The sequence below is a fragment of the Vreelandella hamiltonii genome (genome assembly GCF_014651775.1).
GTDB lineage: Bacteria > Pseudomonadota > Gammaproteobacteria > Pseudomonadales > Halomonadaceae > Vreelandella > Vreelandella hamiltonii.
On sequence record NZ_BMXN01000008.1, the window covers coordinates 95,418 to 111,237 of the forward strand.

Annotated in this window: 13 protein-coding genes; 10 read left to right on the forward strand and 3 right to left on the reverse strand. The window is 59.9% G+C overall.

The features are described 5' to 3' along the window. Positions 1-177: 177 nt before the first annotated feature. The gene (locus IE091_RS09260; RefSeq protein WP_189463495.1) at positions 178-1,083 is read left to right on the forward strand and encodes a LysR family transcriptional regulator; all 906 of its coding nucleotides are present in this window, start codon (positions 178-180) and stop codon (positions 1,081-1,083) included. A 197-nt stretch (positions 1,084-1,280) separates the two neighbouring features. On the opposite strand, the gene IE091_RS09265 is transcribed toward IE091_RS09260, so the two are convergent. Then, a complete protein-coding gene (locus IE091_RS09265; protein ID WP_096922019.1) occupies positions 1,281-2,798 on the reverse strand; it encodes an NCS1 family nucleobase:cation symporter-1 in 1,518 nt (505 codons plus the stop codon). 611 nt (positions 2,799-3,409) lie between these two features. Here IE091_RS09265 and IE091_RS09270 point away from each other — a divergent pair. From IE091_RS09270 to IE091_RS09290, 5 genes are all read left to right on the forward strand, one after another. Then, positions 3,410-4,276 (forward strand): nitrilase-related carbon-nitrogen hydrolase, encoded by an 867-nt coding sequence (locus IE091_RS09270; RefSeq protein WP_144980740.1) that lies wholly within the window; start codon positions 3,410-3,412, stop codon positions 4,274-4,276. 34 nt (positions 4,277-4,310) lie between these two features. Beyond that, the gene (gene hydA, locus IE091_RS09275) at positions 4,311-5,750 is read left to right on the forward strand and encodes a dihydropyrimidinase (protein ID WP_039175131.1); all 1,440 of its coding nucleotides are present in this window, start codon (positions 4,311-4,313) and stop codon (positions 5,748-5,750) included. 70 nt (positions 5,751-5,820) lie between these two features. Then, the gene (locus tag IE091_RS09280; protein ID WP_189463496.1) at positions 5,821-7,200 is read left to right on the forward strand and encodes an NAD(P)-dependent oxidoreductase; all 1,380 of its coding nucleotides are present in this window, start codon (positions 5,821-5,823) and stop codon (positions 7,198-7,200) included. After that, positions 7,197-8,540 (forward strand): NAD-dependent dihydropyrimidine dehydrogenase subunit PreA, encoded by a 1,344-nt coding sequence (preA, locus tag IE091_RS09285; protein ID WP_229800797.1) that lies wholly within the window; start codon positions 7,197-7,199, stop codon positions 8,538-8,540. Before IE091_RS09280 ends, preA begins: the two co-directional genes overlap by 4 nt. Positions 8,541-8,724: 184 nt before the next feature. Continuing rightward, positions 8,725-9,567, forward strand: a complete 843-nt coding sequence (locus tag IE091_RS09290; protein ID WP_189463497.1) for an ABC transporter substrate-binding protein — start codon at positions 8,725-8,727, stop codon at positions 9,565-9,567. A 112-nt stretch (positions 9,568-9,679) separates the two neighbouring features. Here IE091_RS09290 and IE091_RS09295 read toward each other — a convergent pair whose 3' ends face one another. Continuing rightward, positions 9,680-11,368, reverse strand: a complete 1,689-nt coding sequence (locus IE091_RS09295; RefSeq protein ID WP_189463498.1) for a methyl-accepting chemotaxis protein — start codon at positions 11,366-11,368, stop codon at positions 9,680-9,682. Here IE091_RS09295 and IE091_RS09300 point away from each other — a divergent pair. The 4 genes from IE091_RS09300 (at position 11,292) to IE091_RS09315 (ending at position 14,892) form a co-directional block, all read left to right on the forward strand. Continuing rightward, positions 11,292-11,489 carry a hypothetical protein gene (locus tag IE091_RS09300; RefSeq protein ID WP_189463519.1) on the forward strand — a complete coding sequence of 66 codons (198 nt, stop codon included), beginning with the start codon at positions 11,292-11,294 and terminating at the stop codon, positions 11,487-11,489. The two genes, IE091_RS09295 and IE091_RS09300, sit on opposite strands and share 77 nt — an antisense overlap. Before the next feature lie 355 nt (positions 11,490-11,844). After that, the gene (locus tag IE091_RS09305; protein ID WP_189463499.1) at positions 11,845-13,149 is read left to right on the forward strand and encodes a CmpA/NrtA family ABC transporter substrate-binding protein; all 1,305 of its coding nucleotides are present in this window, start codon (positions 11,845-11,847) and stop codon (positions 13,147-13,149) included. Between the two features lie 23 nt (positions 13,150-13,172). Then, positions 13,173-14,024, forward strand: coding sequence for a nitrate ABC transporter permease (gene ntrB / locus IE091_RS09310; protein ID WP_039175127.1), 852 nt, complete (start codon positions 13,173-13,175; stop codon positions 14,022-14,024). Between the two features lie 16 nt (positions 14,025-14,040). After that, the gene (locus tag IE091_RS09315; protein ID WP_189463500.1) at positions 14,041-14,892 is read left to right on the forward strand and encodes an ABC transporter ATP-binding protein; all 852 of its coding nucleotides are present in this window, start codon (positions 14,041-14,043) and stop codon (positions 14,890-14,892) included. Here IE091_RS09315 and IE091_RS09320 read toward each other — a convergent pair. Continuing rightward, positions 14,889-15,812 carry an amino acid ABC transporter substrate-binding protein gene (locus IE091_RS09320; RefSeq protein WP_229800798.1) on the reverse strand — a complete coding sequence of 308 codons (924 nt, stop codon included), beginning with the start codon at positions 15,810-15,812 and terminating at the stop codon, positions 14,889-14,891. The two genes, IE091_RS09315 and IE091_RS09320, sit on opposite strands and share 4 nt — an antisense overlap. Positions 15,813-15,820: the final 8 nt, after the last annotated feature.

Genomic DNA, 15,820 nt, shown 5'->3' on the forward strand with positions numbered 1-15,820 from the left:
GGCATCCCGTGGGCGCACCTGATAGAGTGAAAAAAGACAGAGGAAGATACACCAGCCCGAGACATGGGTGGGACTGTTGAAGTGTGGCGCGATGTTTTTTTGATGTATATCAATTTTTGGCAAAAACCGTCATCAAAATCCTCATATCGGTATGACCGGCAGGGCAACGAGGCAGCCATGGCATCTCTGGGACAAATGAGCGATTACGAAATACGCCTGGTGCGTATCTTCAAGACCGTGGTGGAGTGCGGTGGCTTCACCGCAGCAGAAACGACGCTGGGCATCAGCCGCTCGGCCATCAGCCAGCACATGAGCGACCTGGAGAGCCGCCTGGGGTTTTCGCTTTGCCAGCGAGGTCGCGGTGGGTTCAGCCTGACCGAAGAAGGCAAGGAAATTTACCAGGCCGGCCTGACCCTGCTGACCGCCCTCGAAACCTTCAAAAGCGATGTCAATGCACTGCATCACACCATCAAGGGCGAGCTGAATATCGGCATCACCGATAGCCTGGTGACGCTACCCGCCATGAACGTTACCCACGCCCTGGCGGCGCTGACGGCGCCCAACCATGCGGTGACCGTGAATATTCATATGGAACCCTCGGACGCGGTGATCCGGGGCGTCATGGATGGGCACCTGCACGTCGGGGTGGTGCCTGCCGTGAACCTGCCGACCAGCCTGGAGACGCGCTGGCTTTACGACGAGCCGTCATACCTGTACTGCTCGGCAGAGCACCCCTTGTTTCCACAGGCCGATGAGAGGCTCGAAGCAGGCGACATTGCCCAGTACCCCGCCATACAGCCCCGCTACCCACTACCGGAAAAAGCCCGCCAGGCCCACGAAGCACTCAACCGTCGAGCCTCTGCGTCAGACCGGGAAGGCGGCGCCTTCCTGATCCTGACCGGGCACTTCATTGGCTTTCTCCCCGAACACGTGGCCGCCCAGTGGGTCAGCGCAGGCAAGATGCGCGCCCTGCTGCCCCAGCACTACGCGTATCGCATCCCGTTCGTGCTGATTACCCGCCACGACCGCCGCCCCAACCGCGTGGTGGATGCCTTCCTGGGGCTGGTGAAGGAAGCCAACTAGGCTTTGTAAGAAAAGTCGGCGAGCGATGGCCAGACAAGGCAAAAATCGGCGAAAAGACGGAGTTTACAAGGTGTAAATGAGTACTTTGAGCCGATTTTTAACGCCGTATGGGCGAGCATAGGCAGTTTTCGTACAAAGCCTAGCGGCGCAGCCCGCCAGGCTCTGCCCGACAGCTGGCTGCGCCATGCGCTACCGCATCAAGGCTGGCGAGCCGCCTCGCTGGCCATCAGCGGCACAGGGCCTGCCTGGGGAGACGACGCCAGCGTACGGCTGGCGACGTAGTACACCACCGCCCCCAGCGCCGAGCCCGTGAACCAGCCGTAGTCATAGAACCAGTTCATGGTACCGGTCAGCAGCGACAGCAGGGTCAGGCTCACCGGAATGCCGAAGGCAATGAATCCGGCGATATTGACCGCGGGGTAAGCCTGGTGGTCCATGTACAGGCTAGGCACATCCAGGCGCTGGCGTTTGATCAGGAAATAATCCACCGCCATGATGCCTGCAATCGGGCCCAGCAGGCTGGAGTAGCCCAGCAGCCAGTTGGAGTACATCTGCTCCAGTGAAACGCCCTGGCTCACCACCCCCGCCTTTTGCAGCAGGTCGTAGCCCATCAGCAGCACCCCCACGGCGCCGGTCATCAGCACGCCACGGGTTTGATTGATCAGCTTGGGGGCAATGTTCTGAAAGTCATTGGTGGGTGAGACGATATTGGAAGCGGTGTTGGTCGAGATGGTCGCCACGATGATCAGCAGCATGGCCATGATGACCCAGAAAGGGCTGTCGATATAGCCGATCAGGCGCACCGGGTCGGCCACGGTTTGGCCTACCAGCGTTTCCGAGGCGGCGGTCAATACCACGCCCAAGGCAGCAAAGAAGAACATGGTCAACGGCAAGCCCAGGATCTGCCCGACGATCTGGTCCTTCTGGCTCTTGGCGAAGCGGCTGAAATCAGGAATGTTCAGTGACAGCGTCGCCCAGAAGCCCACCATGGCCGTCAGGCCAGCAAAAAAATAGCCATATACCGAAGCCCCTTCCGGGCGCGACGGCGGCTGGGCCAGCAGTTCGGTCATCGACATGTGCGGCCACGCCCACATCATCAGTCCGATCCCCACGGCCAACAGCAGCGGTGCCGCCAGGGTTTCCAGCCACTTGATCGACTCGGCCCCGCGAATCACCACGTACAGGTTCATGGCGCCAAACACGAAGAAACCAATCACCTCGCCGACGCCTCCCAGCGCCGCCCAGGCGGGAAACAGCGCCGACAGCAGCAGGTGAATGGCCAGCCCGCCAAACATGGTTTGAATGCCAAACCAGCCGCAGCCCACCAGCGCCCTGACCAGGCAGGGCACGTTGGAACCCAGGATGCCAAACGAAGAGCGCAGCACCACCGGAAAGGGAATGCCGAATTTGGTGCCGGGAAAAGCGTTCAGCGTCAGCGGAATCAGTACGATCACGTTGGCCAGCAGAATGGCCAGCAGCGCCTCGCCAACGCTCAGCCCAAAGTAGGCCGTGAGCACGCCGCCCAGGGTGTAGGTGGGCACGCAGATCGACATACCGACCCACAGCGCCGCAATGTTCCATTTGCTCCAGGTACGCTCTTTTGCTTCGGTAGGCGCAATATCGTCGTTGAAGCGTGGGCTTTCACGCACATCGTCTTCCACTGCCAGTTCGACCAACCCCTGCTGATCGATCATTCGAGATTTAGCTGCCGTCATCGTTGTCTCCTCAGCCTCGCCATTGCCTTTTTATCTTCAAAGGTTCAACAGGTTGCGCAGCAATAAGCGTGCCCAAAACCACGCGCTCACCGCTAACTCATTGAACACAAAGCTGACTAAACAGACATATATAAAGAAGAAGCCCTCTGTATCATTGTTGTTATAGTCACGGGTATTAAAACCTCCTAAACAGGGTATCGACATATTCATAAAACGCACCATCAGAATGCAAAACACCAATATAAAAACCAAAAAATAAAACACAACTTATTGATTTAAAAAATAAAAATGAAACACCATAATAGTGCAACACCTCACCAAATTGATAAAAACGGCCAATAAAAAACTTAAAAAACAGCAAAAACAGTCACTTGAAAGACAACCAGGCTTTTCATAAAAACTTCTTGCAAAACGTCTTCAACCAGCGCTATGTTCAAAAAGCTGTCTATCTTGACAGCTTTGCTAACAATTATAAGTTTCGACCATGAGTCGATGTCATGACACGCCTAGCGATCTTTTCCGCCACTCATCGATACCGGCAGAAAAGCCACCCATAGCTGGCCTCCCATCCATTCGGAGGTCGTCGCGTTATGACAAAAGAGGGGTAGTCCATGCAGAAAATGAAGATTGGCCTGATCCAGATGGCCCTGAATACCAGCACCGATCAGGAACCCGGCGTCATTCGTGACGCGATGAACGAAGCGCACCTGCCCATGATTCAGCAAGCCGCCGAGCAAGGCGTGCAGGTGCTGTGCTTCCAGGAAGTGTTCAATCAGCCCTATTTTTGCCCCAGCCAGGACAGCAAATGGTACGCCGCCGCCGAGCGAGTGCCGGAGGGCCCCACCTGCCAGATGATGCAAAAGCTCGCGGCCGAGCACCGCATGGTGATCATCGTCCCTATCTATGAAGAGACCGAGACCGGCGTTTACTACAACACCGCCGCCGTGTTCGATGCCGACGGCAGCTACCTGGGCAAATACCACAAGACACACATTCCCCAGGTGGCTGGCTTTTGGGAGAAATTCTTCTTCAAACCAGGCAAATCCAACTGGCCGGTTTTCGATACCGCCTACGGCAAGATCGGCGTGTATATCTGCTACGACCGCCACTTCCCGGAAGGCTGGCGGGCATTGGCGCTCAACGGCGCCGACGTGATTTTCAACCCTTCGGCCACGGTGGCCGGTCTTTCCCAATACCTCTGGGAGCTTGAGCAACCCGCCTCTGCGGCTGCCAACGGCTGCTTCATCGCCGCTATCAACCGGGTTGGCACCGAGGCACCCTGGAATATCGGCGACTTCTACGGCTCCAGCTACATCGTCAACCCACGCGGCAAGATCGAAGCCCAGGCCAGCGCCACGGAAGACGAGCTGCTGGTGCATGAGATCGACCTGGATATGGTGCGCGAGGTGCGCAACAACTGGCAGTTCTTCCGCGACCGACGCCCCGAGACCTACACCCGCCTCACCGACGGTGAATGATTCTGCTGGCTAAACACAACGACAGGAGCGAACCATGAGCTTATTGATCAAGGGCGGCACGGTGGTCACCCACGCCGATACTTACCGCGCCGATGTGCTGTGTGTCGATGGCAAAATCCACGCCATTGGCACCGACCTGGACGTGCCGGAAGGCTGCGAGATCGTCGATGCCAGCAACCAATTGGTGATGCCTGGCGGCATCGACCCACACACCCACATGCAGATGCCCTTCATGGGCGCGGTGGCCAGCGAAGACTTCTACACCGGCACCGCCGCCGCCATGGCGGGCGGCACCACCACCATTATCGATTTCGTGATCCCCAGCCCCGGCCAATCGCTGCTGGAGGCCTTCGAGACCTGGCAGGGCTGGGCGGAAAAAGCCGCCACCGACTTCGCCTTCCACGTGGCGATCACCTGGTGGGATGAGAGCGTCAAAGAGGAAATGGGCACCCTGGTACGCGACCACGGGGTCAACAGCTTCAAGCACTTCATGGCCTACAAGGGCGCCATCATGGCCACCGATGACATTCTGGTGGAGAGCTTTTCCCGCTGCCTGGAGCTGGGCGCGGTGCCCACCGTGCATGCCGAAAACGGCGAGCTGGTCTACCACATGCAGCAAAAACTGCTGGCCCAAGGCATCACCGGGCCGGAAGCCCACCCGCTTTCCCGCCCACCTCAGGTGGAAGGCGAAGCCGCCAGCCGCGCTATTCGCATTGCCTCCACCCTGGGCGCGCCGGTCTACCTGGTGCACGTCTCCACCAAAGACGCCGTGGATGAAATCGCCTACGCCCGCCAGCAGGGCCACCCGGTGTTCGGCGAGTGCCTGGCGGGCCACCTGGTAATCGATGACAGCGTTTACCAGCACCCGGACTGGGCCACCGCCGCCGCCCATGTGATGAGCCCGCCATTCCGGCCCAAAGGCCACCAGGAAGCGCTCTGGCACGGTCTGCAATCTGGCAATCTGCAAACCACCGCCACCGACCACTGCTGTTTCTGCGAAGAGCAGAAAGCCGCCGGTAAAGATGACTTCACCAAGATCCCCAACGGCACTGCGGGTGTGGAAGACCGCCTGGCCGTGCTGTGGGACGAAGGGGTCAATACCGGCAAGCTCTCGCCCCAGGAGTTCGTGGCGGTCACCTCCACCAACACCGCCAAGATCTTCAACCTCTACCCGCGCAAAGGGGCGATTCAGGTGGGTGCCGATGCCGACCTCGTGGTCTGGGACCCCAACGGCACCCGCACGATTTCCGCCAAGACCCATCATCAGAACGTCGATTTCAATATTTTCGAGGGCAAGACGGTGCGCGGCATTGCCCGCCATACCATCAGCCAGGGCAAATGGACCTGGCGGGATGGCGAGCTGCACGCCGAGCGCGGCGCAGGGCGCTACTTAGAACGCCCCGCCTACCCCGGCGTGTTCGAGCTGCTCGCAAAACGCGCCGAGCTGAATGCCCCCGTGGCGGTCACTCGCTGAGCCTCGCCCCACAAAGAACAGACGCCCCACGAAGAACAGAACGATCCAGAAGGACCAGGGAGAAACGACCGTGACCCATTCACTTGATCATCTGCCCAGCGCAAAAGAGGTCGGCACCTACGACCCAGCGACGCTGGCAAGCAACTTCAGCGACCTGCATCCGCCGCTGACGCCGCGCCAGGCCATCATCGAAAGCCAGCGCTGCCTGTACTGCTATGACGCGCCCTGCGTCGAGGCCTGCCCGTCGGACATCGACATTCCCAGCTTCATTCGTCAGATCAGTGACAACAACATTAATGGCGCAGCAGAAACCATTCTGGAAGCCAATATCCTCGGCGGCAGCTGCGCCCGGGTGTGCCCCACGGAAATCCTTTGCGAACGCAGCTGCGTGCGTAACCACGACGCCGAGTGCCAGCCGGTACTGATCGGTTTGCTCCAGCGCCACGCTACCGACCATATGCAGTTCGATAGCCACCCCTTCAAGCGGGCCGCCAGCACGGGCCGCCATGTTGCCGTGGTGGGCGCGGGGCCTGCGGGCCTCTCCTGCGCTCATCGCTTGGCCATGCTGGGCCACCAGGTCACCCTCTTCGAGGCCGAGCAAAAGCCTGGCGGGCTCAACGAGTACGGCATTGCCCGCTACAAGATGACCGACGATTTTGCCCGCAAGGAAGTCGAGTTCCTGCTGGACATTGGCGGCATCGACCTCCAATACGGCCAGCGTCTGGGCGACAACCTCACTCTCGATACCCTGCGCCAGCAGTACGACAGCGTATTTCTGGGGTTAGGGCTGGGAGCCAGCCGCACGCTGGGGCTGACCGGCGAAGATGCACCGGGCCTGATGCCCGCCGTGGACTACATCAAGACCCTACGCCAAACCGATGACCTGGGCAGCCTGGCCGTGGCCAAGCGCTGCATCGTGATTGGCGCTGGCAATACCGCCATCGACATGGCCACGCAAATGGCGCGTTTGGGGGCCAAAGAGGTCACTCTGGTGTATCGCCGTGGCACTGAGGCGATGTCCGCCACCGACCACGAACAGGAGATTGCCAAGGCCAACGGCGTGCGCATGGTGACCTGGGCCCAGCCGGACGAAATTCTGCTGGATGCTCAAGGGCGAGTGGCAGGCATGCGTTTTGCCAACACCGCAGAGCAGCAGGGCCACCTCTCCACCACGGGCGAGACCTTCGAGATCGCGGCGGATGCCATTTTCACCGCCATCGGCCAGGGCTTCGAGGGCGACAGCCTACGCGATGCCACCGCCTCCGAACTGGCCCGGGATGGGGAGCGCATCCACGTCAATGAGCTGTTCCAGACCTCATTGACCAACGTTTATGCCGGCGGCGACTGCGTCAAACCCGGCCAGGACCTCACCGTGCAGGCCGTGCAGCACGGCAAGCTGGCCGCCCACGCCATCCATCAAGCGCTCGCCGCCCAGCAGGAGGCCGCATGAACACCACACCTTTCAACACCCTCTCTTTTCCAGGCAAGAAACATAGCGGCGACAGCGTAGTGAACGGCGTCGATCTGTCGGTGAACTTTGCCGGTATCAAAGCCCCCAACCCCTTCTGGCTGGCCTCGGCCCCGCCTACCGACAAAGCCTACAACGTGGTGCGCGCCTATGAGGCGGGCTGGGGCGGCGTGGTATGGAAAACCCTTGGCGAAGAGCCCGCGGCGGTGAACGTCTCCTCCCGCTACTCGGCCCACTACGGCAAAAACCGCGAGGTGATCGGTTTCAACAATATCGAGCTGATTACCGACCGTTCGCTGGAGATCAACCTTCAAGAGATCACCCAGGTGAAGAAGGATTGGCCGGACCGGGCGCTGATCGTCTCCATCATGGTGCCCTGCAACGAGGAGGCCTGGGCGTATATCCTGCCGCGGGTGGAAGCCACCGGCGCAGACGGCATCGAGCTCAACCTGGGCTGCCCCCACGGCATGCCGGAACGCGGCATGGGCGCGGCGGTGGGCCAAAACCCGGATTTGATCGAAAAAGTCACCTACTGGTGTAAAAAACACTACTCCAAGCCGGTCATCGTCAAGCTCACCCCCAACATCACCGATATTCGCGTGGGGGCCCAGGCGGCACTGCGAGGCGGCGCGGATGCAGTCTCGTTGATCAACACCATCAACTCCATTACCAGCATCGACCTAGACAACATGGTCGCCAAACCCACCGTGGGCCATCAGAGCACCCACGGCGGCTACTGCGGCAGCGCGGTGAAACCCGTCGCCCTGAACATGGTGGCGGAAATTGCCCGTGACCCAGCCACGCCCACGCTGCCCATTTCCGGTATTGGCGGGATTTCCACCTGGCGGGATGCGGCGGAATTCATCGCCTTGGGCGCGGGCAGCGTGCAGGTCTGCACCGCTGCCATGCTCAACGGTTTTCGTATTGTTGAAGAGATGAAAGATGGCCTCTCCCGCTGGATGGCGGAAAAAGGCTACGACTCCATCGAAGCGTTTTCCCGCAAGGCGGTACCACAAACCACCGACTGGAAGCACCTGGACATCAACTTCAAGACCATCGCCCATATCGACCAAGACCTGTGCATCGAGTGTGGCCGCTGCTATATCGCCTGCGAGGACACCTCTCACCAGTCGATTGCCAAGCTCACCGAGCAGGACGGCGCGCGCCGCTACGAAGTCATCGAAGACGAGTGCGTGGGCTGCAACCTGTGCCAGATCACCTGCCCGGTGGAGAACTGCATCACCATGGTGCCTCAGGAAACCGGCAAGCCCTTCCTCGCCTGGGATGACGACCCGCGCAACCCCTTCCGCGTCGCCTCTTAGTCGCCTGGTTGCTTGATCACCATGCGCCACCACGACCGCCTCTACGGAGGCGGTCGCATTTTCTGCAACGTGCCGTTCCCCTTTCAACACGCGACAACGCCGCTGCTTGCTGCAATGATGAGAAACTATTGCATATAGCTATATTTCTCAAAGAACAGCTGTGTTCCTCAAAAAAGGGCCTCTCATGAAAGTAACCGCCATCGCCACTGCACTACTGCTGACCAGCGCCGCCGCGAGCGCCGACCAGCGCATTGCCACGTTTGATCTAGGCAGCCTGGATACGCTGGACGCCCTGGGGGTGAGTGAACAGGTGGTGGGCGTGCCCAAAGCCAGTTTACCGAGCTACCTCGAACAGTATGCCGCCGACCGCTACACCGACATCGGCGGCCTGCGCTCCCCCAACATGGAGGCACTGGCAGAGGCCAACCCGACGCTGATCGTACACACCGGCCGCCAGGCAGAGTGGGCCGACGCGCTGGGCGAGATCGCCCCGCTGTTCGATGCCAGCGTGGCCGGTGAGGCGTATCTTGACTCCGTCGAGCGCAACGTGCGTGAACTGGCTAGCCAGCTGGCGGTGGAAAACGCGGCCGAAGAGGCCCTGCAGACGCTGAATAGCGAAATCGAGCGCCAGCGGGAAGCACTGCAGGACGCCCCGACGACGCTGGTGGTCACCCATAATGGCGGCAACCTGATGCTCAATCAGCATCCGGTGGTTCATGAAGTATTGGGCATTGCTGCCCTGGAGATGCCCGAGAGCGTGACCCCCGAAGTACGCGGCGAACGCACCTTTACGCCGCTTTCCGCTGACGCCATTGCCGAGATCGACCCTGAGATCGTGCTGGTGATCGACCGCAGTGCGGCCATTGGCGACGAGCCCGCAGACGCCGAGCAGCTTCGCCAGCAGTGGGCGGAAGCAGGCACGGACGCCCAACTGGTGATGCTCACCCCTGCGCTTTGGTACCTCTCTGGCGGCGGCCTGCAGAGTCTGGCCCTGCAAATCGAGGAAGTGGCCAGCGCGCTCAACTAGGCTCTGTCTGAAAAGTCGGCTTGCTGCTTGACCATACAGGCGCAAAACACAGAGCCCCGCCACCGGTTTACGGTGGCGGGGCTCTGTGGCTCATAGAGAGAACGTCAGCTTATCAAAACGCTTCCCACTCCTGCTCGGCACTGGCGGCCGCGTTGGGCTTCGGCTTACCCGTAAGCTGGGGGCGCAGCAGCTCGCCGCGGCGCGGCGGGGTAGCCAGCGCGGGCTGACGGCGCTCACTCCCCTGCTCCAGGCGGAATGCCGCCACCACGCCCTCCAGCCGCTCGGCCTGCTCCTCCAGCGAGCTGGCCGCCGCAGACGCTTCTTGCACCAGCGCCGCGTTCTGCTGGGTGACCTCATCCATCTGGGCGATGGCCTGATTGACCTGCTCGATGCCCGCGCTCTGCTCCTGGGAGGCTGCCGATATTTCATCCATGATGTCGGTGACCCGGCGTACCGACCCGACGACTTCCCGCATGGTGGCACCGGCTTTTTCTACCAGTTGAGAGCCTTCATTGACCTGCGCCGTGGAAGCATCGATCAATCGCTTGATCTCCTTGGCCGCCTCGGCACTGCGGCTGGCCAGGTTGCGTACTTCACTGGCGACGACCGCGAAACCGCGCCCCTGCTCGCCTGCCCGGGCAGCCTCGACCGAGGCATTGAGCGCCAGGATATTGGTCTGGAAGGCAATCGAGTCGATCACGTTGATGATATCGGCCACCTGCTGGGAGCTCGAAGAAATCCCGTGCATGGTCGAGATGACCTGATCGACCACGTCGCCGCCCTCTACCGCCTTACCCGAAGCATCGTTGGCCAGCGTGCTGGCCTGACGTGCGTTATCGGCGTTCTGCTTCACGGTTTGGGTCAACTGCTCCATGCTGGCGGCGGTTTCCTGCAAGGAGGCTGCCTGCTGCTCGGTGCGCGACGATAAATCCGCGTTGCCCCCGGCAATTTCCCGTGCGCCGATGTAGATCGAGCCGCTGCTGTCGCGCACGGTCGCTACCGTGGCCGCCAGACCACTCTGCATGCGCTGCATGGCGCTGAACAGCTTGCCAATTTCATTGCTTCCACGCAGATCCACGCGGGATGACAGATCGTTTTCGGCAATACGCTCGAAGTGCACCACGGCCTCGTCCAGCGGCTTGACGATGGACCCCACCATCGCCATGCGCACCAGCACGATAATGAACAGCGCAGCCACGATCACGGCAATATCGATGTAACCAAATACTTGCATATCGCGATCGTAGCGGTCGATCAACTGATCGGCATACTCGGCCAGATAGCCGTTAAAGGCCATGCTAGTCGTAACAAACGATTGATTAAGTGGAATAATGGCTAAACGCACCGCGTTTAACTGAGCACTATCACCCGACTTTACCGCCGCCTCCATGGGAATCAAGCCTTCCTGCATCACCGCGTAAAAGGCGGTAATCACAGCCTCGGCCAACTCGTTGTTCATACCACGTGGGTCGGAGGCTTCAAATTCGGAGAAGTAACTCTGAGCAGATTGTTGAAACGTTTCGGCCTCGGCCAGATAGGTTTGCGCCTGCTGATGCTGACCATCTTCGGAAGCCACGACACTGTTCAAATACGCCAATTGGGCAAAACCTACCGAGCGCTGAGTACGCGCCAGCGGCAACATTTGATGCATCGACAGCTCGTCCATGGCTTCTAATGAGTTCCCGCCTTTCGTCCCCGCCCAATGACCAAGAGCAGCAATAGTCATGATCAACAAAGCAAAAATGACCAACGTGAACGTCAGACTTGTTTTTATCGAGATATTTGCCAGTAATCGCTTCATGCCACCCCCTGCCGACAAAGCGTCGTTTGCCAGTCAATTAGAGAAACGTCTTTTCTTTAATATAGTGCTCGCTACGCAAGCCTCAATGTGTGGCTGGCATTCTATGGAAGGTAACCGATGAGACAATAGAGTTCACATTATTTGACGTTATCGATAACTTGCTAACAATCCTGCTTCTTTTTCGTGCAGCTTCGCCAAAACTGCACCATTTCTACGCTGCACCGCACCATCCCCGCCTCCTTCGATAACCAGACAGCTCTTCGACTATTATGACTAACCTTTTGAAAAGCTGATGTTTCACAAAAACGACTCCGCCATTTGGCATGTTAGCTGCACAAGTCAAAAGGATAGCGAACTGGGTCAACGTGGGCCCGGCGATAAAAAAAGATGATCAACAGACAACGGCGTCTGCAACAGCTCCTCAACGGGGCTGATTGCAGGCGCCGTTTTTGTCTCCAAAGGGCAGGAACCGTGTCATGCGCAAAAAAATCTCTTCGTCCCACTCACCGGAACGTCGCCACTTTCTCAAAAGCTCCGCTGCCGTGGTGGGAGGCTCTGCCGTGCTCAGCAGCCTGCCCATGAGCTGGGCTTTTGCCAACGGCGCTTTAGAAACCACGTCGGCCAAACTCGGCTTCATTGCGCTGACGGATGCAGCGCCGCTGTTCGTGGCCGATGAAAAAGGATTTTTTGCCAAGCACGGCATGACCGATGTGGAGGTCCTCAAGCAGTCTTCCTGGGGTACCACCCGAGACAACCTGGTGCTGGGTTCCCAGCGTAACGGGATCGATGGCGCACACATCCTGACGCCCATGCCTTACCTGATCGCCAGCGGTGCCATGACCCCCAACAACATTCCCGTGCCGATGAGCATTCTGGCGCGTCTCAATCTCAACGGGCAGTGCATCTCGGTGGGCGATGAGTACGCCGACCTCAAGGTCGGACTGGATACCCGGGAGTTTGCCCAGGCCCTGGCGGAAAAGCGCAGTGGAGGCAGCGAAGTCAGCGCTGCCATGACCTTCCCCGGCGGCACCCACGACATGTGGATTCGCTACTGGATGGCCGCCGGGGGCATCGACCCCAACCGCGACATCTCCACCATTACCATCCCGCCGGCCCAGATGGTGGCCAACATGCGGGTGGGCAGTATGGACACCTTCTGCGTGTGCGAACCCTGGAACCAGCAGTTGATCAACCAGGGCATCGGCTACACCGCCAATACCACCGGCGAGCTGTGGAACGATCACCCGGAAAAAGCCTTCGCCATGCGCAGCGACTACGTAGAAGCCCACCCCAACGCTACCAAAGCGCTGCTGATGGCCATCATGGAAGCGCAAATGTGGTGCGAAGACCCGGCCAACCACGAGGAGATGGCCCAGATCTGCTCACGCCGCCGCTGGATTCATGCGCCTTATGCCGACCTCATCGACCGTATTCAGGGCAACTTCGATTACGGCACCGGGCGCGTCGTGGAAAACCATCCGCACATGATGCGCTACTGGGACAAGCACGCCTCCTACCCCTTCAAGAGCCACGACCTGTGGTTCCTGACCGAGAACAAGCGCTGGGGCTACTTGCCGCAGGACTTCGACAGCGCGGCCTTGATCGAGCAGGTCAACCGCGAAGACCTGTGGCGAGAAGCCGCTCACGCCCTCGGCGTGGCCTCGGCAGACATTCCGGACTCCACCTCTCGCGGCGTCGAAACGCTGTTCGACGGCAAGGTCTTCGACCCGGAAAACCCGCAAGCCTACCTCGATAGCCTGGAGATCAAGGCGCTGGCCTGAGCCAGGCAGCCTGGGAGAACCTCATGACGACTTCATCAAGAGCGAATACGCTATCTACCCCCATGCCAGGCGTGCACCCTGTGCTGCTACGCCTGCGCGATACCCTGGTCAAGAACGTGCTGCCGCCGGTGGTCGTGCTGGCCATTCTGATCGGCCTGTGGGAAGCGCTGTGCTCCCATCCTGGCGCGGCGCTGCCGCCGCCCTCGCAGGTGCTCAACGATACCTGGGAGCTGATCATTCATCCCTTCTACGACTACGGCGGCAACGACAAGGGCATGGGCTGGCAGATTCTGGCCAGCCTGGAACGCGTGGCCTATGGCTACCTGCTGGCGGTGGTGGTAGGTATCAGCCTGGGCGTGCTGGTGGGCCAATCGACCTGGGCCCTGCGTGGCCTCGACCCCGTGTTTCAGGTGCTGCGCACCGTGCCTCCGCTGGCCTGGCTGCCGATTTCACTGGCCGGGTTTCAGGACAGCACTCCTTCGGCCATTTTCGTGATTTTCATCACCGCCATCTGGCCCATCATCATCAACACCTCGGTGGGGGTGCGTAATATCCCCGAGGATTACCGCAACGTGGCCCGCGTGATTCGCCTCAACGGCATGGAGTATTTCACCCGTATCATGCTGCCCGCCGCCGCACCCTATATCTTCTCGGGCCTGCGCATTGGAGTAGGGCTTTCCTGGCTGGCCATCGTGGCCGCCGAGATGCTGATTGGCGGCGTGGGCATCGGCTTTTTCATCTGGGACGCCTGGAATGCCTCCATGCTCAGCGACATCGTGCTGGCACTCATCTATGTGGGCATCGTGGGCTTCATTCTTGACCGCATCGTGGCCTTCATCGGCCAGTGCGTGACCCGTGGCACCACCCAAAGCTAACCCAGGAGATTGGATCATGGCTTCACACTATTTAAGCATCGAGCAGGTGGACATGACCTTTGCCACCAAAGGTGCCACTACCAACGTGCTCAAGGAGATCGACCTGGGCGTCGCCAAGGGTGAGTACATCTCGATCATTGGCCATTCGGGCTGCGGCAAGTCGACCCTGCTCAACATCATCGCCGGGCTCACCTCCTCGACCTCTGGCGCGGTCATCCTGGATGGCAAGGAGGTCAATGCGCCAGGCCCCGACCGCAGCGTGGTCTTCCAAAACCACTCGTTACTGCCTTGGCTCACGGTGTACGAGAACGTGGCGCTGGCGGTGAACAAGACCTTTGCCCGCCGCAAGACCAAGGCCGAACGCCACGCCTGGATTCTCAAGAACCTGGACATGGTCGGTATGTCCCATGCCCTCGACAAACGCCCGTCGGAGATTTCCGGCGGCATGAAGCAGCGGGTAGGGATCGCCCGCGCTCTGGCCATGGAGCCCAAGGTACTGCTGCTGGATGAGCCGTTTGGCGCCCTGGATGCGCTGACACGCGCCCACCTGCAAGAAGAGGTGATGCGCATTCAGGACGAGCTGGGGAATACCGTCATCATGATCACCCACGATGTGGATGAGGCCGTGCTGCTGTCTGATCGTATCGTGATGCTGACCAACGGCCCCTCGGCGCGCATTGGCGAAATTCTCGACATCGACCTGCCGCGCCCCCGCAACCGTATCACGCTGGCCGACGACCCCCGCTACAACCGCTACCGCCAGGAAGTGCTGCGCTTCCTGTACGAAAAGCAGCGCAAGGTAGAGCACCTGGCCGAACGACGCGAGAAAGCCCCCAGTACTGCCACGGCTAAAAAAGCCCGCGCCTAGTCCTGTAAAACAGCCTGAGGGGTGATCTGAGGGGAGGCCTGGGGATTGGCAAAGTGGTTTTTCAGCGTTTCGCTCAGCGGCACGTTCAGAGTAAGTTCCTTGCCGGGCAACGGCTGCAGGAACCACCGCTCGTAAAGCGCCAGCATCTCATCGCTTTGATAGATCTGGCGCAGCGCCTGGTTCACCTGCTCGACAAAAGCGTCATCGCCTCGGCGCATCAGCAGCCCCAGCGGCTCCTCCGCCGTTATCGCCTCTTCCGACAGGCGATAGGCCGCGGGGTTGCCGGTTTCTGCCATCATCGTGCTCAGCAGAATGTCATCCATGGCAAACGCCGCCACCCGCTCATGGGTGACCAGGTCAAAAGCCTCCTGAAGCGTTTCCACCGGCACCACCGACAGGTTCAAACGCTGCTCGCGGTTGGCCAGATTGATCTGCCCCACGTTCACCGTTCCGCGCGCCACACTGACGCTGCGCCCCGCCAGATCCTGCAACGTGGCAAACCCATGTTTGGCCAGCGCAACATAGCGCACGGAGACGAAAAAGTGGCTCAGCGAAAAATCCGCACTACGGCGGCGCTCTGCCGTATTCGTACTGGCATTGCATTCGATATCGATCACACCGCTGTTCAATAATTGAACTCGGTTACCCGGGGTACGGAAGACGTATTCGATCTCCAGGTGGGGAAGTGCCAGTTGCTGCTGTAAATGCTCGGCCACCCGCTGACACAGCTCGATGGAATACCCCACCACGCGGCCCTGATCATCCGCATAGGAAAAAGGCGCCGTATCGCCATAGCCAACTCGCAGCGTGCCGGTTTCCCTGAGGCGTTCCAAGGTGTCGATCTCGGCAGCGAACGCCAACGCACTGGCGCCCAAGGAGGCCATCAACCCCACCCACCAGCGCCTGTATCTTCGTGACATGACTCACT